Genomic DNA, 20,641 nt, shown 5'->3' with positions numbered 1-20,641 from the left:
ATCGTTTCGCCATCCCGCCCTTACTGCTCTTACTGCCCTTCCCGCATTTTTTGACCGGAGAACTCCCCATGTCCCTGCCGCGCTCCCGCTTCGTATCGTGTCTCCTGGCCAGCGCATTCGTGCTGGCAGCGCCTGCCGTGTCGTGGGCGCAGCAGACCTATCCCGACCGGCCCGTGAAGCTGGTCGTCCCGTTCGCGCCCGGTGGCGCCACGGACATCCTGGGGCGCCTGCTGGCCACGGCGATGGGCGAGCGGCTGGGCCAGCCGATGGTGGTCGAAAACAGGCCGGGCGCGGGCACGGTGGTGGCTGCGTCGCTGGTGGCCAAGGCCCCGGCCGACGGCTACACCCTGCTGCTGGGCGCCAACACCACGCTCACCATGAACCCCGCCATCCGCACCAACCTGCCGTACGACCCGGTGCGCAGCTTCACGCCCATCGGCATGGTGGCTGACATGGGGCTGCTGCTGGTAGCCCACAACGATGTGCAGGGCAGCACGCTCAAGGACATCGTGGCGCAGGCCAAGGCCGCGCCGGACAAGTTCTCGTACGGGTCCTACGGCACGGGCTCGTCGGTGCACTTCGGCGCCGAGATGCTCAAGGCCACCGCGGGCTTTCCGATGCTGCACGTGCCCTTCAACGGCAGCTCGCCCAACCTGACTGCGCTGATGGGCGGGCAGGTGCAGCTGGCGGTGGACACGGTGGTGGCCTCCACCCCGCTCATCAAGGCCGGCAAGATCAAGCCCATCGCCGTGCTGAGCCCGCAGCGCCTGGCGTTGTTGCCCAACGTGCCCACGGTGGCCGAGAGCGGCTACCCGGGCTTCGACATGGGCTCGTGGTTCGCGTTCGTCGCGCCCGCCGGCCTGCCCACACCGGTGCAGAAAAAGCTGGAGAAGGCCCTGGCCGACACCATGGCGTCCGCCGAATTCAAGAAGAAGCTGGTGGACATCGGCATGACCCCGGCCTGGGGCAATGGCGACGCGCTGCGCGCCCGCATCGAGCGTGAACTGCCGCTGATGCGCGCCGTAGCGGCGCGGGCGGACATCCGCGTCGATTGATCAATAAGGTGGCGCGCCGCGGCGCGGGGCGTGCTCAGGCCGTGCGCTGCACCGCCAGACACAGCCAGCACGGAAACGCACCGGTGGCGGGGTTGACGGCAAAGTGTTCGTCATACACCTCGACGGCGGGCCGCGCGGCCACCTCCCAGCCCGCGGGGATCTGCCCCGGCGCCATCATGCTCGCCCAGGCCGCGCCGATCTCGGGCCCGGTGCCCACGAACTGCAGGCAGGCGTAGTCGCCGCCCGGAAAGTCCTGCACCAGCGCCTCGGTGCCCGTGCGCAGCCCCACGCCCACCTGCACGCAGGCGTCGTAGCGGCACTGCTCGGGCGGGGTGCAGGCGGGGTTGTCCAGGCTGATGCCGTAGTACTTGGGCCGCGGCTCGGCCAGGCCACGCGCCTGGCACCACCGGCCAAAGCGGTCCCACAGGTGCGTGAGCGATGGGCCGTACGGGCCGGTCTGGCGCATGTAGGCCAGGCGCATGCGGGGCAATTGGCGGATTTCGAGGGGCATGGGGCAGGTCTTTCAGTCGGGTGATGGCCGACAACGCGGCGCCTTGCATCGTAAACACCTGGCCCGTCGCAGGAAACCTGCTCGGCAATTGGCGACAATGGCAGATTCTTTGCCACCCACCTTGTTGACGCCATGCAATTCGCCGACCGCCTGAACAATGTAGAAACCTCCGCCATCCGCGAGCTTTTCAAGCTGCTGGGCAAGCCCGGCATCATCAGCTTTGCGGGCGGCTTCCCGGACAGCGCGATGTTCGATGTGGAAGGCATCCGCGCCGCCAGCAACGCTGCCCTGACCGAAGAGCCGGGCGCTGCGCTGCAGTACGGCGCCACCGAGGGCTACAACCCGCTGCGCGACCAACTGGCCGCCTTCATGGCATCCAAGGGTGCCACGGCGGTCGCGGCCGACAACCTCATCGTCACCACCGGCAGCCAGCAGGCGCTGGACCTGCTGGGCAAGACGCTCATCAGCCCCGGCGACAAGGTCATCGTGGAAGGCCCGACCTTCCTGGCCACCATCCAGTGCTTTCGCCTGTACGGCGCCGAGCTCATCAGCGCACCCATCGACGCCAACGGTGTGAAGACCGACGAGCTGGAAAAGCTGATCGCTGAGCACAAGCCCAAGTTCGTCTACCTCATCCCCACCTTCGGCAACCCCAGCGGCGTGATGCTGAGCGCCGAGCGCCGCAAGGCCGTGCTGGAGATGGCCGTCAAGCACAACACCCTGATCGTCGAGGACGACCCGTACGGCGACCTGTATTTTGGCGACGCGCCACCCCCCAGCCTGCTCAACCTGTCGGCCAGCGTGCCCGGCAGCCGCGAGCTGCTGGTGCACTGCGGCAGTTTGAGCAAGGTGCTGTCGCCCGGCCTGCGCGTGGGCTGGATGATCGCCCCGGCCGAGCTGCTGGCCAAGGCCACCATGTGCAAGCAGTTCAGCGATGCGCACACCAGCACCTTCGCCCAGGCCACGGCCGCCCAGTACCTCAAGGCCGGCCGCATGCCTGCCACGCTGGCCAACGTGCGCAAGGTGTACGCCGAGCGTGCCCAGGCCATGGGCGATGCGCTGCGCAAGGAACTGGGTGACGCTATCGAGTTCGTGCAGCCCCAGGGCGGCCTGTTCGTGTGGGCGCGCCTGACCGGCGCGGGCGGCAAGGTGGCCGATGGCAATGTGCTGGCCAAACGCGCCATCGAAAAGGGCGTGGCCTTCGTGCCCGGCACGCCGTTCTTCTGCGCCAACCCCGACCACGCCACGCTGCGCCTGTCGTTCGCGACCGCCGATGTGGAGAAGATCCGCGAAGGCGTCGCCCGCCTGGGGCAGGCGGTCTAACTAAATTAGCTTTTTCGGTGCACCGATATTTTCTAGATCATAAAAAGAATTTGCACCTGCAGATTGAGATTCTGCATGAATGCGCTCAGCATATGTAACTTGTTGAAAAACAAGATCGAGATGGTTGCATGTGTCAATTGCAACGGATTTGGAGTGGCCTACAGTATCTAGTCTGTAGTCACTCATGTCTTTCAGTTGATCATGACCCCAGTTCAATTCATTGTGACGAAATTCTTTTTCTTTGATTAGACGTTTTGCCAAGCGCGGATATTGAGAATTTCCTCCTTTTTGAGGTTTTTCTCCTTTGGATACGAGCCAACTTGAAAATCCGCAATATCGTATTTTTGGTGATGCAATTATCGTTTTGTCTGGCTCTGTAAATTGTGGGCTGATTACCCCGTAGTCTCCATATTTGATCTGAACGTTTCTTTTTAGTAGCGATTCCCACAGTAAATAGTCGGAGCGGGGAACTCGAGTTATTTCCTCGGGCTTGATTTTTGTCCAGTCCCACATCGCAGATGCTAGGAATATTTGATTGTTTATGCCGAATACTTTTAGATGGTGACTGGCATTGGTGCAGATTCGATCGGAATCAGTAGGGCATTGCTCCAAAACTCGGAGATCAAAAATAACGCCAACGTTTTTGAATTTTCTTGTGGATAGAGATAGAACTGATTGGATTTTCGCGAGGGTATCCTGTATGAAAATTAAATCATGTATGCCTAATCGAAAATAGATATTCTCTATAAGATTGGACTGGATAAGCCTTGAAAAACCTTCTTCATAGGCTATCCCCCTGTCGAAGCCATAGCAATAGCCCGGTTGAAAATTATAATACGAAAGTTTTTTTGCTAGCCCTTCGATAGGGGTTGACCCGTCGGGCAGGAAGTCTTCGATAGGGATGTCGTACGTGTCTACGATGAATTTTTTACTTGGCTTGCACCAACCGCTTTCGATAAGAAGCCTGGCAGAATCTTCAATTCGCTTGGCCACTGGATTGGCCTTCGTCGGCCGTAAAACATCAAAAATTGGCGTTACCCCATTGCTGGTTTTTCGTTCAATTTGCTCAAGCGCCAACAATTCGCCGTCTTTGAGCTTCATTCCGGAAAAAATCGTACTCATAGTGAACTCCTATTCCCACGTAGCGTCTGGAAAATGTTTGCGGGCTTGATCTTGTCCTACCATCTTGGATAGCAGTCGCCAATTATTTGTTTCTTTGCGAATGCGGCCTGCAATAATTGCTGGATGAATGCATAGACTGCTGGCTAGTGCGTCAATGTCTTCTTTCTTTCGCGTTCTCGATGCTAGTGATCGATTCCACGATGACCTAGGTATCAAGCATTCGCCTGCTATTGCATCGGCTTCACTTTCTCTAGGATCTGAATCGTCGAGATTGGCTAAGTCGTCAATAAATGCGACAGATTGGTTTGAAAAATGTCTTAATAGGTGCGCCAGCTCATGTAGCAGTGTGAACCAGAAGTTGTCTAGTCTATCGAATCGCAGAGTTAGTCCAATAATGGGCGTGCCGTCATCATCTCTCAAAACAGCACCGTCTACTTCCATTCCTGATAACTGAGGTTCAGCGATCAGAATGATCCCTTTCATTGCAAGAAATTCTTGTGCTAATTTAGGGCCATTGTCTGCAGCACTAAGCTTTGCAACCTGCAACAGAAAATCGACATTGAAAGTGGATGCGTTAAATCTAATATTTATTTTTCTGTTTTCGCGCGCTCTCATTATGACTCTGGCTAACCAAGCATATGTAAGCACCTTGGATTTTTCTGCAACTCCCCCAAATATCGATCTGCGCATAAATACGGGGGTGGCGCCTAGGGAGACCTTTGCCAGAAATTCACGAAACCGCTCAATAAGTTGCCCGTCCCCTTGTACTTGTCGACCAAGCCAGCCACGCCTTGCCATCTCAGTCAAAGGAAGTTGATTGATAATTTCTCCGTCCAGTTCTATACCGGCAGATGCGGGACGACCAAGCAAAACTTCGGCGGGAATATTTAACTCGCTGTGCAGAAGCCGCATTTGCTCCAAGCTCAACTGTCGTCTGCGGTTTAAAACCTCTGAAGCTCTGGAGGCACTGCCTAGTATTCTTGCAAGATCTTTTTGCTCGAAGCCAAGTTCCACCATGCGCATGGTAATTGCATCAACAGGATCAACAGAGGAAAGCAAAAATCTTTCCTCTTCGTATTTCTCTAGTAAAACTGCAAGTAGCTCAATCCTTTGAGGAGCTAGCGCGTTGATGTGAGGAGAGTTCCTCATCAATTCTCGAATCTCACCAAGATACCGAGCGTATTGACTGTCATCCTTGATGACTTGTAGGGGGGTAGAAGACCCAAAATTTGTTGTTAGGTCAGTCATCGCAATATAACTTCTTCTGGATAAATATGCTCAATGCAAACAATTCCAAGGCTGACTGACGTCAACGTCTCAACACGTACTCCTGATTGGGGGAACCTGAACACTATTTCGTCACCCTCTCCAAGCTCTGACTCGGGAAACGTTGCAGACAACTCAGCTGAGCTGGCTGGACGAAGCTCTTTGAGTTGACTGATCCACAACGACAAACGGCGCTTTGCCGTAAGCGAAAGCGGTGCTTGAGCAATAAGTTGACGGCCAATTACCTTCATGGGAATTCAGTGTACATGACTTTCCCAATCTGGGAAATTTTTTCGTGTTTGCTCTTTGCGCACGCAAGAGCTTGCGGCGGTTACCGCCGCGGTCAGCGGCTCGCGACTGTTGTCCAATACGCCATGCAACATACTTACGACATCGAACAACGACTAGAAGCCCTGGAGATCAAGGCCAGCTTCACCGAAGACCTGCTGGACCAGCTCAACATGACCATCTACCGCCAGCAGGAGCTGATCGACCGGCTGGCGCGCGAGGTGATCCAGCTGCGCCAGCAAGCGCCGGAGGGCGGTGGCGCCGCGGCGCCGCGCAACCCGCGCGACGAGCTGCCGCCGCACTATTGACGACCAAAGGCACACCCCGCCGCACACCGCGCTTCCACGCAGAAAGGTCGCCCATGCCTTCCGCCATGCTCACCCCATCGGCCCTGGCCCTGTGCGGCGCAGGCGCGGCGCTGCACCTCTACACGGTGGTGTTCAAGGCAGCGGGCGGCGAGGAGGGCGCGGGTGCCAGCGCATTCCTCATCGGCCTGTGGGTCTTCTCGTGCGCGCCGTATGCCATCTCTGCCTGGCTGGCACGGGGGCGCTGGGCGGCGTGGGGCCTGGGGGCGGCTGCCGCGTGTCTGGTGGCAGACCTGTACATGCACTACAGCGTCTTCGTGGCCCCGGCGGGCTCCACCGCAGCGCTCGGCCTGCTGTTCATGCCGCTGTGGAACCTTGTCACCATCGGCCCGGCGGGAGCATTGCTGGCCGGGGCTGTGCATTGGGCCTGGCGCCGCAAGGCGGGCGCAGCGGGCTGACCGGCAGTCGCAACAGCCGCCAGGGCCGCGCTGTCACGCCTTGACCGAGCGCCACGCCGCCGCGGCCAGCTCGCTGCGGTAGGTTTCGGGCGACGGCAGCGTGCCCGGCCCGGCGCGGTCCGACAGCCAGGCCCGGCAATAGCTCTGCACCGGCCCCATCACCAGCGAGGGCATCAGCTCGCACGGAAGGTCCAGCACCGCACCGGCACGGCGCTGCGGCTCGAACCAGGCCACCAGCGCCTGGTTGCGGCGGCCGGCCGCCTCGGCCAGGTCGGGCGAGCGCGGGCCCGCCGCCACGGCGCCCCGGGCCTGGAACAAGAAGCGCGCCCGCCCGGGCTGCGCCACCACCCAGTCCAGATACCCCGTGACCAGGGCGCGCACGCCGGCTTCCACGCCGCGCGAGGCATCGAGCTGCGCCTGCACGCTGCGCGACTGGTCGTGAAAGATGTCGAAGAACAGCGCCGCCACGATGCCGTCGCGGTTGCCGAAGTGGTGATAAATGCTGCCCACGCTGGCCCCGCAGCGGGCCCGCACGCCGTCGATGGTGACCGCGTCCACGCCGCCTTCGGCCGCGCAGGCGAGGGCGGCGTTCAGGATGTCCTGGCGGCGGTCTGCGGTGGCTTCGGTCGGAGGGGCGGGCGGGTTGGGGGAAGTGCGGCTTGCCATGGCATGTGATTATAGAATAAAGTTCTAGAAAATATTTCTAGTCCACGATGGTGCCCATGCAGTCTTCTTCCACCGCTCCCACAGCCTTCCCTGCAGCCGCCGCCGCCACGCCCGGCGCAGCCTTGTACCCGCACCTGCTCGCGCCCCTCGACCTGGGCTTCACCACGCTCAAGAACCGTGTGCTCATGGGCTCCATGCACACGGGGCTGGAGGACGGGCGCGACCTGTCGCGTATGGCGGCTTATTTTCGCGAGCGGGCCGAGGGCGATGTGGGCCTGATCGTGACCGGCGGTTTTGCGCCCAACATCGCGGGCTGGGCCAAGCCTTTTGCGGGCACGTTGTCCACGTCGGGCGCGGCGCGGCGCCACCAGGTGGTCACGCGGGCCGTGCACGAGGCGGGCGGCAAGATCGCGCTGCAGATCCTGCACACGGGCCGCTACGCCTACCACCCGTTGGCGGTGGCGCCCTCGCGCCTGCAGTCGCCCATTTCGCCGTTCACGCCGTTCGCACTGTCGGCCCGCGGGGTGGAGCGCCAGATCCGCGCGTTCGTCAACTGCGCTGTGAAGGCGCGCGAGGCGGGCTACGACGGCGTGGAGGTGATGGGCTCGGAGGGCTACTTCATCAACCAGTTCCTGTCGCAGACCACCAACCTGCGCCAGGACGCCTGGGGCGGCGACTACAGCCACCGCATGCGCCTGCCGGTAGAAATTTTGGCCCGCATGCGCGAGGCCGTGGGGCCGGACTTCATCATCATCTACCGCCTGTCGATGATCGACCTGGTCCCGGGCGGCAGCAGCTGGGACGAGATCGTCACCCTGGGCAAGGCCGTGGCCACGTGCGGGGCGAACATCGTCAACACCGGCATCGGCTGGCACGAGGCGCGGGTGCCCACCATTGCCACCAGCGTGCCGCGCGCGGCGTTTGCCTGGGTCACGCAGAAGATGAAGGCCGAGTTCGTGGCGGCAGGCATTGTCACGCCGCTGGTCACCTCCAACCGCATCAACACGCCCGAGGTGGCTGAAGCCGTGCTGGCCGACGGCTGCGCCGACATGGTGTCGATGGCCCGCCCGCTGCTGGCCGACGCCGCCTTTGTGAAGAAGGCCGCCCAGGGCCGGGCCGACCGCATCAACACCTGCATCGCCTGCAACCAGGCCTGCCTGGACCATGTGTTCCAGAACAAGACCAGCAGCTGCCTGGTCAACCCGCGCGCCTGCCACGAGACCGAACTGGTCTACCGCCCCATCGCCACACCGTCGGCCCGCAAGCGCATCGCCGTGGTGGGCGCCGGGCCTGCGGGCCTGACGGCGGCCACGGTGGCGGCCGAGCGGGGGCACGAGGTGCACCTGTTCGACGCGGCGCCCGCCATCGGCGGCCAGCTCAACATGGCCAAGGTGATCCCGGGCAAGGAGGAGTTCCACGAAATGCTGCGCTACCTGACCACGCGGGTGGAGGACACCGGCGTGCAGTTGCACCTGAACCGCGTGGTGGAGGCGGCGGACCTGGCGGGCTTCGACGAGGTGGTGGTGGCCACGGGCGTGCTGCCGCGCGACCCGCAGATCCCCGGGCAGGACCATCCCAAGGTGCTGAGCTACATCGACGTGCTGCGGCACCGCAAGCCGGTGGGCGAGCGCGTGGCCATCATCGGCGCGGGCGGCATCGGCTTTGACGTGGCCGAGTTTCTGACCCACGGCGAGCACCCATCCACCACGCTCGACGTGAGCGCGTGGCAGGCCGAATGGGGCATCACCGACCCCGCCCAGGCGCGCGGTGGCCTGGCACCCGCCGGGCCGCACGCCACGCCGCCGGCGCGCCAGGTGACGCTGCTGCAGCGCAAGAAGGGCAAGCTCGGTGGCGGCCTGGGCAAGACCACGGGCTGGATCCACCGCACGGTGCTCAAGATGAAGGACGTGCAGATGGTGGGTGGCGTGAACTACGAGCGCATTGCCGACGAAGGCCTGCTGGTGTCGTACGGCGAGAAGCGCGAGGACCCCACCTGGATCGCCTGCGACACCGTGGTCCTGTGCGCGGGCCAGGTGCCGCTGGCCAGCCTCGCGCAGGCGCTGGAGGCCCAGGGCCGCAAGCCGCACCTGATCGGCGGCGCGCTGGAGGCGGGGGAGCTGGATGCCAAGCGCGCCATCGACCAGGCGGCGCGGCTGGCTGCGCGGTTGTGATGGGCGCAGCACACACCACACCACGCTGCACCAGTAGGTGACGCCGCGAGCGATTCAGGCAGCGGATTTGATATAAAAAAGGCCCTACCGCTTGATAGTCAAGCGCTAGCAGCTATTGTTTTTATAGCAATTGAATCGACCGCGCCTTACGCAGCGGGTGCGGCAGGCACCTGCAGCGCATGGAACACCCGCAGCGCTGCCCAGGCATCGTTGGCGGCGTAGAGCACCTGCGCTTCGGTCAGCCGGTCGTTGGCCCAGTTGGACGTCGCGGCCTTCTTGGATTTGAGAAAGCGCCGGTTGAACAGCACGGCCACGGCGGCCTTCACGCCCATGTCCTTGCGGTAGCCGCGTTGGCGGAACACGGTGTTGAGCTCCAGCACATCGGCGGGCTCCACGCCCAGCTTGGCCTTGATGCGCTTGGTGTCGTCCCCCAGGCCGAAGCCTGCCTTGGTCACGCCGCGCAGGGCCAGCAGTTCGGCCACGCGCGCGCGGCAACCGGCATCCTGCAACTGAAAGACCCAGGCGTGGTCCAGCGTGGCCAGCTGCACGATGTGCGGGCCGTCCGACGCCTCCCCCTGCACGAAGGTGGGTTTGGATTCGGTGTCGAACCCCCAGGCCGTGGCTTTGCACAGCGCGTCGCGCGCGCGGTCGGCCTGCTCCGGCGTGCGCACCAGCGTGATGCTGTCCATGCCCAGCCGCTCGAAGGCGTCGAGCAGGGCGATCTGCTCCTTGCCGGGGATGGCCTGGTGGTGCGATGGGTGCGCGCGGCCGTGGGGGGCGGTGTCGGCGGTGTCGGCGGTGGTGGGGGAAGGGGTCTGGGTCTGCCCGTGCGCGAGTGCGCGCCGGGGTGGGGTGGGGGCCGTCATGCTGGGGATTGTGCCCGGTGCCCGGCGGCGGGGTCAGGGCCTGCGCGCCTTTGCTGCCTTTGCTGCCTTCGGGACCTTCGGGGCCTTGGGCTTGTGCAGGCGCGGCACCTCGCCAATGCGCGCCAGCGCCTTGCGGCTGGCCGTGGTGGTGCGCGGGAGGCGGGCGGCCAGCCAGCCCACGCCGAACCAGGCGCGGGCGTCCCGGGTGGCGATCTCGGTGTACAGGTCGCTGGCCACGCGTTCATCGTGCAGCCGGCCCAGCGCGGCCAGGGCGGGGCGCAGGCTCTGCAGAAAGGCATCGCCCTCGTCGCCATCGAAGGCGGGCACCAGAAACTCCGCCAGGTAGCGCAGGCGCTTCAAGCGTTTGCGCAGGCGGTGCTGCGCGGGCGCGGCCAGCGTGTCGATGCGGCGCCCGTCGGCGAGCACCTGGGTGCGCAGCGATTGGAGCTTCTTCTGGAGTGTGCGGCGCACGTCCTTCGGGGGCAGGGCCTGTGCGCCGTCGGTGGGCTCCGCCTTGTCGGCGGTGAAGCCCATGAGCTCGACCAGCGCGGACTGGAAGGCCGGCGTGCGCACGATGTCCGCCGCGGCATGGCCTGGGGCGTCGCCCAGCGGCATCAGCAGCGAGGCCGGTGCGCCCGCATCGCGCAGTTCGGCGTTGAAGCCGCGCAGGATCTGCTCGCGGTCGCGCAGGCTGCCCAGGCGTTGGAACACGTCCCGCAGTGCGGGCTCCCAGTGCGGGGCGAAGCGCCCGGGTGCCAGGGCGTCCAGCTCGCGCAGCGCGGTGCGCAGGCGGCGGATGCCGATGCGCAGCTGGTGGACATGCTCGGCCAGGTCGGTGGTGGGCAGCGTGGTTTCGACGATTTCGCTGGCATTGGCCAGGATCTGCACCAGGCAGTGGGAGAGCACGGTGCGCTGCAGGTGGGCCGCATCCAGAAACAACGGCGCGGTGCTGCCCGCGCGCAGCGGGCGGGCCGACACCGCCGGGCGCACCCACTGCGGGGCCAGCAGCCGCTCCCCGCGTTCAGCCTTGGAAATGGTGCTCAGCACCAGGCCGTGCTGGCGTGCCCAGGTGTCGGCCAGCCGGGCCAGGCCGGCCACGGGGCCGCTTTTGAGTTCGAGCTCCAGCTCGCAGATGCGGGCCTCCTGCTGCTGCGGGGTGCCGCGGCGGGCCACCACGCGGCCGGTGTCGAGCGCCAGCTCGGCCATGCCCCCGGCAAAGCGGATGTCGCGGGTGATGCGGTCCATCTCGGTGCCGTAGGTCTCTGCCAGGGGGCCGGCCGCGCCCTGCAGCGCGCGCATCATGATGTCTCCGGCCGGCGATCCCGCATGCAGGTCGGGCTGCAGCGCGGGTGCGCCAGCCGGGCTGGCCGCGCCGCGCTCCACGTTGTGCTCGTGGCGGTCCAGCGGGCCCTCGCCCAGGGCCTTCACGGTCTGCACCCAGCGGTCGCCTTCCCGCCGCAGGCGCAGCGCGATGCCGCGGGACGACAGGGCGGCATCGGGCGTGTCGAAATAGCGCGCCTCCATGCGAATGGGCGTGTGCCGGCCGCGGCGAACGGCGGCGGTGACGGCGGCCAATTGCGCAGGGGGAATGCAGAACTTGAATTCGATTTCCATGGTGCCCGGGTATTTTCAGTGAGTGCGAATTATCGTGGAGTGCGGTGCTGGCCGGGCGTTGGCGATGGAACCGCTGCCTGTGCAGTCATGCGATTTGGACGTAGATGCCAGGTACGGTGCATTGCTTTGTTGCAGATAATCAATTTCAAGATAATGAAATTATCGTGAATGGATTATCAAGGAACGAATGAATACCAAGTCATGATTTTGTCACTTGAAATAAATAGTATCTGAACACCGGCGGATATGTCGCACAGGTAGCCGCTTCCCAAGGCTGCCAGTCCGCCGGGTCGACCAGAAAGTTCACATGCTCCAGACCATGAAAATCGGCACCCGCCTGGCCTTGGCGTTCGCGGTGCTTTTGCTCTTGCTATCGGCACTGGCCGCAGGCGGCATCAGCGGCGCCAAGCGCCTGACCGAGCGCAGCGCGGCGCTGTATGGCGACCGCACGGTGCCGCTGGGCGTGCTGGCGGAGATCAGCCACCTCACGCAGCGCAACCGCGTGCTGGTGATGGACATGCTCATGGACCCGGGCACTGCCAACCAGGCCACCCACGCGACGCTCACAGCGAACGTGGAGCGCATCCGCACGCTGTGGAAGACCTACACCGCCCAGCCGCTCGGCGCCGAAGAAGACGCACTGGCCCGCGCGTTCGCACAGGCCAATGCCACCTACCTCGACCAGGGGCTGATCCCCGCCGCCGCCGCGCTGGTGGGCGGCAAGTACGACGACGGCTCCGAGCTGTACATCAACCAGATCCGGCCCCACGCCGCCAAGGTGCAGGACGCCGTGCAGCGGCTGGTGGAACTGCAGGTGCGCGTGGCGGCCGATGAATTCGGCGCCGCACGCGCCATGAGCGAGACCATCCATGTGTGGATGCTGGCCGCCACGGCGCTGGCGCTGCTGGCAGGTGCGGCGATGGCGGTGGTCATCACCCGGTCCATCTCGCGGCCGCTGCAGCAGGCCGTGGCCGTGGCGCGCACGGTGGCCGGGGGCGACCTGAGCGCGCGCATCGAGGTGCGCGGCACCGACGAGACCGCCGAGCTGCTGGGCGCCCTGCGCGAGATGAACGGCCAATTGGTGCGCGTGATCACCGAGGTGCGCGACAGCACCGAGACCGTGGCGCGCGATGCGGTGCAGATCGCGGGCGGTGCTGAAGACCTGGCCCGCCGCACCGAGGTGCAGGCATCGAGCCTGCAGGAGACGGCCGCATCGATGGAACAGCTGACCGCCACCGTGCAGCACAACACCGACAACGCAGGCCGCGCCACGCGCCTGGCCCAGGAGGCCAGCAAGGTCGCCAACGAAGGCGGCAGCGTGATGCAGGACGTCATCGCCACCATGCAGGAGATCAACGCCCAGTCGCGCAAGATCAACGACATCATCAAGGTCATCGACGACATCGCTTTCCAGACCAACCTGCTGGCGCTGAATGCCGCGGTGGAGGCGGCCCGCGCGGGCGAGCAGGGGCGCGGCTTTGCGGTGGTGGCGGGCGAGGTGCGGGGGCTGTCGCAGCGCAGCAGCACTGCGGCGCGTGAAATCCGCGGCCTCATCACCGCCAGCGTGCGGGGTGTGGAGCGCGGCTCCACCCTGGTCGGCCAGGCGGGCGAGCGCGTGGCCAACACCGTGCGCCATGTGGACCAGGTGGTGGAGCTGATCAGCGAGATCCAGGGCGCGGGCCAGGAGCAGGCGCGCGGCATCGCGCAGATCGGCGAGGCCGTGCGCCAGCTCGATGTGGCCACGCAGCAGAATGCGGCGCTGGTGGACGACAGCTCGTCGGCCTCCACCGGCATGAAGAACCAGGCCCGGCGCCTGCTGGATGTGATCCGCCAGTTTCAGCTGGGCCCGCAGGCTGGCGCAGCCGGCGACGAGCCGCTGCGCCTGGCCGGCGCGGACACCGCAGTACAGCCCCGGCTGTCCATGGCGCCCCGGTGAACACCCGCGCCGACCACCCTGCGCCCATTCCCATGAACCGGACGGACGTACTCATCGCCATTGCAGAGATCGCCCACACGGGCGGCGCGGCCACGCCCGAAGACGCCATCGCGCAACTGGCCATGATCATCGACGACCTGGAGCTGTCGCACGGCGGCGCCGAGCACGTGATGGAGATGCTGCTGCGCATCGCGGCCTGCCTGTGGAACCTGCAGCAGGAGCGGATGCGGATCTGACCGGGGCCCGCCGTGGCCCGGCGGCGATGGCCGCGCGGGCAGAGGAGGCGGTCAGTGGCCCGGCGTTTCTGGCTGCGGACCGGTGGGCTCCAGCGATGCGATCTGGTTGCGCCCCCGGTGCTTGGCCAGGTACAGCGCCTGGTCCGCACGGTCGAGCGCATCGCGCAGGCTGCGGTCGGTCTGCCGAAAGGCGCCCAGGCCCATGCTGGCGGTGATGCCGTAGGGCTGGCCTGCATCGTCGCTCAGTTGCAGCGCCCGGATGCTGGCGAGGATGCGCGTGGCCACCTCCAGCCCCTCGTCGATGGCGGTGAGCGGCAGCAGCACGCCGAATTCCTCGCCGCCCAGGCGGCCCACGACGTCGCTCGCGCGCAGCTGGCTTTTGACGGCCTGGGCAAACGCCGCCAGGGCGCGGTCGCCCTCCAGGTGGCCGAAGCGGTCGTTGATGGACTTGAAGTGGTCCAGGTCCAGCATCAGCAGGGTGATGGGCTCGCCATTGCGCAGCGAATGCGCGTACACCGACTCGGCGCATTCCAGGAAGGCGCGCCGGTTGGCCATGCCGGTCAGCATGTCGGTGGTGGCCAAGCGCTGCAGCTCGCGCTCCAGGTTCTTGCGCTGCGTCACGTCGCGGTAGATGCCCTCCACACCCGCAAAATTGCCGGCGTGGTCGTACAGCGCGTGGCTGCTGATGGAGATGTCGATCACCTGGCCGTCGCGGCGCACCATCTGGCCGGGGAAGTCCGAGACCTCGCCCTGCGCGAGGATGGCCGCCTTGAACGCATCGCGGTCGGAGCTTTGCGGGTAGTACGACTCGGCGGTGCGGCCCTCGATCTCGTGCGGCTCGTAGCCCAGCACGCGCCGCACGGCCGGGCCCACGTGCTGCACCACGCCCTGCGCATTGGTGCGGTAGTACACGTCCTGCATGTTCTCGAACAGGCGGCGAAAGCTCTGCTCGCTCTCGCGCAGCTCGGCCTCGATCTCGCTCTGGTGAGTCATGTCCATACCGGTCATCAGCACGGCGGGCGCGCCTTCCCAGTCGATGGCGACGCTGCTCACCAGCACCATGCGCAGCTGGCCCTGCTGCGTGCGCACCCGGAATTCGGAGGATTTGTTGGGCCGCCGGGCCTGATCGGCCCCCGCCACCTGCTGTACGCGCCGGTTGGAGCGGCGCTGATCCAGGGGGTGCACGAACTCGGCGAGCACCTGACCGATCAGGCCTTCTGGGCTGTCAAACCCCAGCAACTGCGCACCCGCCGCATTGGCAAAACGGATGGCCCCGTTCTGCGTGACCAATACCGCCGCCGGCAGCGCTTGCAGCAGATCGATGGAGGGGTGCATGGGTGTGGTTTGTCACCAGATGTTGTGCGCCATTGTGGCATCTGGGTTTTCAACTGGGAATGGGTTTGTGCCGGGGGCGCTACCATCAGCCATGAGAAAAACTTTTCAACTCCACGCCGAAGGCAAGAATCCGGACCGCATCCTGGATGCCGTCAAGCACGAAATCCGCAAGTACATCAAGCGCGAACGCCGCCGCGATCTGCCTGAAGGCGCCGACTACTGGGACTTCGACTGCCGCTTCGGCCGTACCCAGGACGCCGCCGAGGTGGTGCACCTGTCTGCGCTGACCGAGCGCATCAACGCGGTGGCCGCCGAGGGTGGCCCGCAGTTCTACGTCGAGATCTTCGCCAAGCCCGGCCAGCGCAAGGCGCGGCCTCCCGGCGCAGAGCCTGAAGGCGAGGGCGATGAGGGGATGGACGACGAAGAGGCCTGACCGACTGGCCCCAATGAACCCCTGACCGCTGGTGGCCCGGTCACCGGGTCACCGCTCAAATTGGGTGACAGGGTCGTATCACGAAGCGCTGGAGGCATGCCCCAGCGCTTTTTTTTGTGCAGGCGCTTATGCCTTGCCGGGCCCGTGCTCGGCGTCGCCGGCTGCTGCCGCCGCGGCAGCAGCGGCCCGCAACTTGTCCTTCTTGTTCGGGCGCTTGCCCTTGATGCCGCCGGTGCCGGCGGGTGACTGCGCATCGGGCGCAGCGGCAGGGGCCGTTGCGGTCCGCTCGAAGCCCGCAATCTGCTCCAGTGGCAGTGCCAGGTGCTGGCGCTTTTCGATCAGCCGGAAATGCGCTTCGGCGTCGGCCGTCACAAAGCTCACGGCCACGCCGCTCTCGCCTGCGCGGCCTGTGCGGCCGATGCGGTGCACGTAGTCCACCGCAGAGCGCGGCAGGTCGTAGTTGACCACGGCGGGCAACTGCGCAATGTCGATGCCGCGTGCGGCCAGGTCGGTGGTCACCACCACCTGCCAGCGTTCGTCCTTGAACTCCTGCAGCACCTGTTTGCGGGCGCCCTGGCTCAGCCCGCCGTGGAAGGGCGAGGCGAAGATGCCGGCCTTGTAGAGCTTTTCAGCCACATGCTCGGCCGCGTACTGCGTGGCCACGAACACCAGCACGCGCGACCAGCCGTGCTCCTTGACCAGGTGGCGCAGCAGCTGGGTGCGGCGGGCAGCATCCACCGCAATGGCGCGCTGCTCGATGGAAGGCTCGTTGCCCGGCGTGTGGGGTACTTCGACCCGCACGGGGCTCTTGAGCAGTGCATCGGCCAGCGCCTGCACCGCGGCCGGGAAGGTGGCCGAGAAAAACAGGTTCTGCCGCTGCGTGGGCAGCAGCGCCAGCACGCGCTGCAGTTCTTCGGCGAAGCCCAGGTCCAGCAGGCGGTCGGCTTCGTCCAGCACCAGGTGCGCCACGGCAGACAGGCGCAGCGCGTTGTGCTCCACCAGGTCCAGCAGGCGCCCGGGCGTGGCCACCACGATGTCGGCGCCGCCGCGCAGGCCCAGCATCTGGGGGTTGATCGACACGCCTCCGAACACGATGGCCACCTTCAGCGGCTGCTGCAGGTGCTGGGCCAGGCTGCGCAGCACCTCGCCCACCTGCGCGGCCAGCTCGCGCGTGGGCACCAGCACCAGGGCGCGCACGCGGCGCGGCCCGGAGGTGGCGCTCAGGGGCAGCAGCTGCAGCAGAGGCAGGGCAAAGGCGGCGGTCTTGCCCGAGCCGGTCTGCGCGGCGCCCAGCACGTCCGAGCCTTGCAAAATGGCCGGTATGGCCTCGGCCTGGATGGGCGTGGGCGCAGTGAACCCCAGCTGGGTGGCGGCATGGACGAGGGCCGGGGACAGGCCGAGGGAAGCAAAGGGCATGGGCAGGGGGCAGGGCAGGCGCACGGACGGCTAGCCAGGATGGGGCCGCAGGGCGCTGCGCGTGGAGGAAGGGAAGCCGCCATTGTCGCCGCAGTTGCAGCGGCGGCACAGGGGCTGCCCGGCTGCGGGCGGTGGCACCGATAATCAGGCCGCCTGCTTTTTCGTCACTTCTTCTTCGCAACCATGGCCCTGACCCTCGATCCGTCCAACATCACCCATGGCATCCAGCTCGCGGTGGCGCCGGTGTTCCTGCTCACCGCCGTCTCCGGGATGATCGGCGCCGTGGCCGGCCGCCTGGCCCGCATCATCGACCGGGCGCGTGTGGTGGAAGACCGCGCACGCGCCAACACCGAGCCCGAATTCCTGGCCCGTGCCTACAAGGAACTGGCCGACCTGCGGCTGCGCGGGCGGCTGGCCAATGGCTGCATCGGGCTGCTCACGTTCTGCGCTTTCCTGATCGGCATCACCATCATCCTGCTGTTCCTGGGCGAGACGACGAACTTCCAGTCCAACCGGCTGGCGGTGGCGGGCTTCCTGGCAGGGGTGGCCTCATTCCTGCTCGCGCTCGTGTGCTTTCTGACCGAAACGCTGCTTGCCACGCGCCTGCTGGACTTTCACATGCTGCAGAACGAAGTGGAGCACAAGCGATGAAGTCGTTCGCGGACCTGGGCGGGCTGGTGTACTCCACCGACGCGGGGCGCATGTGCCCAGGCTGCCGCCAGCCTGTGGCGCAGTGCGTCTGCCACCAGAACAAGCCGCTGCCCACGGGCGACGGCATCGTGCGCGTGTCGCGCGAGACCAAGGGCCGCGGCGGCAAGGCCGTGACATTGGTCAAGGGCGTGCTGGTCGACGCCGCCGCGCTGGAGCAGCTGGGCAAGCAGCTCAAGGCCGCCTGCGGCAGCGGCGGCACGGTGAAGGACGGCGTGATCGAAGTGCAGGGCGACCATGTGGACCGCGTGATGGCCGCGCTGCAGAAGCTGGGCCACAAGGTCAAGCGCGCGGGCGGTTAAGGCCGGCGTAGCCGACCACCGGATCGGCGGGGGCGGCGGAGCGCGGCGACTAGAACGCAGCCTTGACCAGCGTCTGCACCTTCTGGCCGAACACATGCAACTCGAAAGGCTTGGTCAGCACCTGCATGCCGGTGGGCAGGTGTCCGTGGCTGAGCACGGCATTTTCGGCATAACCCGTCACGAACAGCACCTTGAGCGCCGGATGCGTCGTGCGGGCCGCATCGGCCACCTGGCGGCCATTCATTCCGCCGGGCAAGCCCACGTCGGTGACGAGCAGCGTCACGGAGGGGTCGTGCTGCAGCAGCTCGACCGCGCCAAGCCCGTCCTCTGCCTCCAGCACGCGGTAGCCCATCTCACGCAGGACCTCCGCCATCAACGCGCGGACCGAGGCTTCATCATCGACGACCAGTATGGTCTCGCCCAGCCCGGTGTTGCCGAGCGGTGGCGCCTGCGCGGTGTGCTCATTGCGGACAGTGTCTTCACCCAGGTGCCGCGGCAAGAAGATGCACACGGTGGTGCCTGCGCCCACTTCCGAGTGGATCCTGGCCTGCCCCCCTGACTGGCGCGCGAAGCCGTAGACCATGGAAAGACCCAGGCCGGTCCCCATTCCAAGGGGTTTCGTCGTGAAAAAGGGGTCGAACGCGCGGGCGATCACTTCGGCAGGCATACCGGTACCGTCGTCGGTCACGGCAATCGACACGTACTGGCCCGGCCGCATGCCTTCGTCGCTGGCGGTGCGTTCATCGATGGACCGGTTGGTGGTCTCCACCACCAGGCGGCCGCCGTCGGGCATGGCATCGCGGGCATTGATGCACAGGTTCAGCAGCGCATTTTCGAGCTGTCCGGGGTCGGCGAGCACCGGCCACACGCCGGTCCCGGCAAGCACTTCCAGCGCAACCTGCGGTCCTATGGAGCGGCGAATCAGGTCCTCGAACCCGCCGATCAATTGATTGACCTGCACGACCTTGGGCTCGAGCGTCTGCTGGCGGGAGAAGGCCAACAGACGGTGCGTGAGCGCGGCTGCCCGTTTGGTCGCGGTCTGGCCCATCTCGATGTAGCGCAAGGACGGAGATTCCTTGCCGGCCTGGCGTTTGAGCAGCTCCAGGCTGCCCGAGATCGCACCGAGCAAGTTGTTGAAATCATGCGCCAGGCCGCCGGTCAGCTGGCCCACGGCTTCCATCTTCTGGGACTGCCGCAGTGCGGCTTCGGTCCGCATGAGTTCAGCGGTGCGCTCCTTGACCTTGCGTTCGAGCGAGTTCGCCAGCGCATGCAGGTTTTGTTCGGCGCGCCGGCGCTCCACCGCGTGACGGGTTCTGTGCGCCACCTCGCGGATGAGGCTCATTTCGTCCGCCGTCCAATGCCGCAAGGTGGCATGGTTCAGGTACAGCAATGCCACCAAGCCGCCTTCCTCATTCACCGGCATGTTGATGACCGACTGCGCACTGATGGCGATCAGCGCATCGGCCGTATCGCGCGTGCGCGGGTCGGTGCGGGCATCGGCAAATACCACCGTCTCCCCCCGCTTGAGGTCTTCGATGTAGCTGCCGAAGTCCCGAAAATGAAGCGTGCCTGCCAAGGTCGCAATGCCCGGCGCGTTCCAGTCGCGGTCGATGGTGATCGTCTCTGCCTCGCGGTCGATCAAGCCGTAGCCAGCACGGCTCACGTCCAGCACCCGGCCCAGGGCCTCGGCGGCGCGGTAGGCGATTTCATGCGGCTCGTGCGGGACGCCATAGACATCGCGTTCCAGAAGCTCCATCAGCTGCGCACGCCGGCCGGCCAGCACGATGTCGGTGATCTCCTGCGAGATGCCGGCCATGTAGGCGGGTTGGCCCTCCGCGTCACGCTCCAGGCGGCCCATGATCCGCACCCACGCCAGCTGGCCATCCGGCCGCACGATCCGGTACTCGATGCGGTAGTCCTCGCCGGTCGCGATCGTGTGGGCGACCGAGGCTTGCATGCGCGCCAGGTCATCGGGATGCACGGCGCCCAGCAGTTCGGCGTAGGTAAACGGCAGGGATTCGTCGCGGCCGAAGTTGGCCTTGCAGTGGCCTGAGGCCATGAGCTCTTGCCGCGCCAGGTCCAGTTGCCATACGCCCAGCTCGCCAGCATCGGTGGCGGCCCGCAGCCGCGCCTGCCCTGTTTCCACTTCGCGCACGCGCTGGGCCAGCTCCACCGTCAACCGTTCGGCTTCTTCCTTGGCGGTCTGCATCTCGGCCACTGCCGCGATGCGGGCTGACCGCTCTGCCACCTCGCGCAGCGCGCGGTCCAGCACGGACGCGAGCCGTGGCAACCTCGACTTGCTCACATAGTCGGTCGCGCCGCGCTTGAGCAGTTCTACCGCGTTGTCCTCGCCGATCACCCCGGATACAAAAATGAAGGGAACCAGCGGCATCCGCTCGCGGGCCAGGTCGAGCGCCTCGGTGCCGGTAAAGCCGCCCAGTTCGTGGTCGGACAGGATGACGTCGAAACCGCCGCGCTCCAGCGCGCCCGCAAAGCCCTGGGCATTGCGAACCCATTCGATGTGGGCGCGGGGGTAGATACCCAGCAAGAATTCCTGGAGCAGTTCAGCGTCGAACGCGGAATCCTCCAGCAACACGACCCTCAGCGGGTGCTCCGATCGGACCATGGTG

20 protein-coding genes are annotated in these 20,641 nt (G+C 65.6%); 10 read left to right on the top strand and 10 right to left on the bottom strand.

Translation table 11 applies throughout. From position 1 onward, the window contains the following. The first annotated feature begins 68 nt into the window (after positions 1-68). Positions 69-1,055, top strand: coding sequence for a Bug family tripartite tricarboxylate transporter substrate binding protein (locus ACSQ3N_RS17530; protein WP_436146949.1), 987 nt, complete (start codon positions 69-71; stop codon positions 1,053-1,055). Positions 1,056-1,089: 34 nt separating this feature from the next. Here the strand turns inward: ACSQ3N_RS17530 and ACSQ3N_RS17525 are convergent, their stop codons facing one another. Next, positions 1,090-1,566, bottom strand: a complete 477-nt coding sequence (locus ACSQ3N_RS17525) for an AraC family transcriptional regulator (RefSeq protein WP_436146948.1) — start codon at positions 1,564-1,566, stop codon at positions 1,090-1,092. 132 nt (positions 1,567-1,698) lie between these two features. Here ACSQ3N_RS17525 and ACSQ3N_RS17520 point away from each other — a divergent pair, with 132 nt between their 5' ends. Beyond that, positions 1,699-2,889 carry a PLP-dependent aminotransferase family protein gene (locus ACSQ3N_RS17520; protein ID WP_436146947.1) on the top strand — a complete coding sequence of 397 codons (1,191 nt, stop codon included), beginning with the start codon at positions 1,699-1,701 and terminating at the stop codon, positions 2,887-2,889. Here the strand turns inward: ACSQ3N_RS17520 and ACSQ3N_RS17515 are convergent, their stop codons facing one another. Genes ACSQ3N_RS17515 through ACSQ3N_RS17505 form a run of 3 tightly spaced genes read right to left on the bottom strand, consistent with a single transcriptional unit; the run spans position 2,890 to position 5,528 of the window. Continuing rightward, positions 2,890-4,011, bottom strand: coding sequence for a beta family protein (locus ACSQ3N_RS17515; protein ID WP_436146946.1), 1,122 nt, complete (start codon positions 4,009-4,011; stop codon positions 2,890-2,892). It lies immediately after the preceding gene. A gap of 9 nt (positions 4,012-4,020) precedes the next feature. Next, positions 4,021-5,259: an ImmA/IrrE family metallo-endopeptidase gene (locus ACSQ3N_RS17510; RefSeq protein ID WP_436146945.1), complete on the bottom strand. Its 1,239-nt coding sequence runs from the start codon at positions 5,257-5,259 to the stop codon at positions 4,021-4,023. Then, positions 5,256-5,528: a hypothetical protein gene (locus ACSQ3N_RS17505; RefSeq protein ID WP_436146944.1), complete on the bottom strand. Its 273-nt coding sequence runs from the start codon at positions 5,526-5,528 to the stop codon at positions 5,256-5,258. The genes ACSQ3N_RS17510 and ACSQ3N_RS17505 overlap by 4 nt, the downstream gene beginning before the upstream one ends. Before the next feature lie 123 nt (positions 5,529-5,651). On the opposite strand from ACSQ3N_RS17505, the gene ACSQ3N_RS17500 reads away from it, so the two are divergent. Together ACSQ3N_RS17500 and ACSQ3N_RS17495 are read left to right on the top strand one after the other, a co-directional pair. Beyond that, positions 5,652-5,873, top strand: a complete 222-nt coding sequence (locus tag ACSQ3N_RS17500) for a SlyX family protein (protein ID WP_436146943.1) — start codon at positions 5,652-5,654, stop codon at positions 5,871-5,873. Positions 5,874-5,926: 53 nt separating this feature from the next. Beyond that, on the top strand, positions 5,927-6,328 hold the full coding sequence (locus ACSQ3N_RS17495) for a hypothetical protein (RefSeq protein WP_436146942.1): 402 nt from the start codon (positions 5,927-5,929) through the stop codon (positions 6,326-6,328). Between the two features lie 33 nt (positions 6,329-6,361). On the opposite strand, the gene ACSQ3N_RS17490 is transcribed toward ACSQ3N_RS17495, so the two are convergent. Continuing rightward, on the bottom strand, positions 6,362-6,994 hold the full coding sequence (locus ACSQ3N_RS17490; protein WP_436146941.1) for a TetR/AcrR family transcriptional regulator: 633 nt from the start codon (positions 6,992-6,994) through the stop codon (positions 6,362-6,364). A 56-nt stretch (positions 6,995-7,050) separates the two neighbouring features. Between ACSQ3N_RS17490 and ACSQ3N_RS17485 the strand changes: the two genes are divergently transcribed. After that, positions 7,051-9,165 (top strand): FAD-dependent oxidoreductase, encoded by a 2,115-nt coding sequence (locus ACSQ3N_RS17485; RefSeq protein WP_436146940.1) that lies wholly within the window; start codon positions 7,051-7,053, stop codon positions 9,163-9,165. A 146-nt stretch (positions 9,166-9,311) separates the two neighbouring features. Here the strand turns inward: ACSQ3N_RS17485 and ACSQ3N_RS17480 are convergent, their stop codons facing one another. Beyond that, the gene (locus ACSQ3N_RS17480) at positions 9,312-10,040 is read right to left on the bottom strand and encodes a 3'-5' exonuclease (protein ID WP_436147969.1); all 729 of its coding nucleotides are present in this window, start codon (positions 10,038-10,040) and stop codon (positions 9,312-9,314) included. 24 nt (positions 10,041-10,064) lie between these two features. Next, entirely contained in the window at positions 10,065-11,645 is a 1,581-nt protein-coding gene (locus tag ACSQ3N_RS17475; RefSeq protein WP_436146939.1) for a CYTH and CHAD domain-containing protein, read from the bottom strand. Positions 11,646-11,964: 319 nt separating this feature from the next. Between ACSQ3N_RS17475 and ACSQ3N_RS17470 the strand changes: the two genes are divergently transcribed. Together ACSQ3N_RS17470 and ACSQ3N_RS17465 are read left to right on the top strand one after the other, a co-directional pair. Further along, positions 11,965-13,581: a methyl-accepting chemotaxis protein gene (locus ACSQ3N_RS17470; RefSeq protein ID WP_235507405.1), complete on the top strand. Its 1,617-nt coding sequence runs from the start codon at positions 11,965-11,967 to the stop codon at positions 13,579-13,581. Positions 13,582-13,613: 32 nt separating this feature from the next. Next, complete coding sequence (locus tag ACSQ3N_RS17465; protein WP_056170610.1) at positions 13,614-13,817, top strand: hypothetical protein; 204 nt, start codon at positions 13,614-13,616, stop codon at positions 13,815-13,817. 51 nt (positions 13,818-13,868) lie between these two features. Here ACSQ3N_RS17465 and ACSQ3N_RS17460 read toward each other — a convergent pair whose 3' ends face one another. Further along, a complete protein-coding gene (locus tag ACSQ3N_RS17460) occupies positions 13,869-15,152 on the bottom strand; it encodes a sensor domain-containing diguanylate cyclase (RefSeq protein ID WP_056169467.1) in 1,284 nt (427 codons plus the stop codon). Positions 15,153-15,243: 91 nt separating this feature from the next. On the opposite strand from ACSQ3N_RS17460, the gene ACSQ3N_RS17455 reads away from it, so the two are divergent. Then, positions 15,244-15,585, top strand: coding sequence for a DUF6172 family protein (locus ACSQ3N_RS17455; RefSeq protein ID WP_056169464.1), 342 nt, complete (start codon positions 15,244-15,246; stop codon positions 15,583-15,585). Between the two features lie 126 nt (positions 15,586-15,711). On the opposite strand, the gene ACSQ3N_RS17450 is transcribed toward ACSQ3N_RS17455, so the two are convergent. Further along, entirely contained in the window at positions 15,712-17,001 is a 1,290-nt protein-coding gene (locus tag ACSQ3N_RS17450; protein ID WP_056170608.1) for a DEAD/DEAH box helicase, read from the bottom strand. Between the two features lie 183 nt (positions 17,002-17,184). Between ACSQ3N_RS17450 and ACSQ3N_RS17445 the strand changes: the two genes are divergently transcribed. Then, positions 17,185-17,652 (top strand): DUF2721 domain-containing protein, encoded by a 468-nt coding sequence (locus ACSQ3N_RS17445; protein ID WP_056169461.1) that lies wholly within the window; start codon positions 17,185-17,187, stop codon positions 17,650-17,652. Further along, positions 17,649-18,011: a translation initiation factor Sui1 gene (locus ACSQ3N_RS17440; RefSeq protein ID WP_056169459.1), complete on the top strand. Its 363-nt coding sequence runs from the start codon at positions 17,649-17,651 to the stop codon at positions 18,009-18,011. The genes ACSQ3N_RS17445 and ACSQ3N_RS17440 overlap by 4 nt, the downstream gene beginning before the upstream one ends. Positions 18,012-18,060: 49 nt before the next feature. Here the strand turns inward: ACSQ3N_RS17440 and ACSQ3N_RS17435 are convergent, their stop codons facing one another. Beyond that, on the bottom strand, positions 18,061-20,637 hold the full coding sequence (locus tag ACSQ3N_RS17435) for a response regulator (RefSeq protein WP_156372110.1): 2,577 nt from the start codon (positions 20,635-20,637) through the stop codon (positions 18,061-18,063). Positions 20,638-20,641 lie beyond the last annotated feature (4 nt).

Origin of the sequence: Acidovorax sp. LjRoot194, from assembly GCF_964253015.1 — a bacterium.
Taxonomy (GTDB): Bacteria; Pseudomonadota; Gammaproteobacteria; order Burkholderiales; family Burkholderiaceae_C; genus Acidovorax.
Note: the sequence above shows the minus strand (reverse complement) of the source record. Positions and strands in the feature narration are given on the sequence as shown.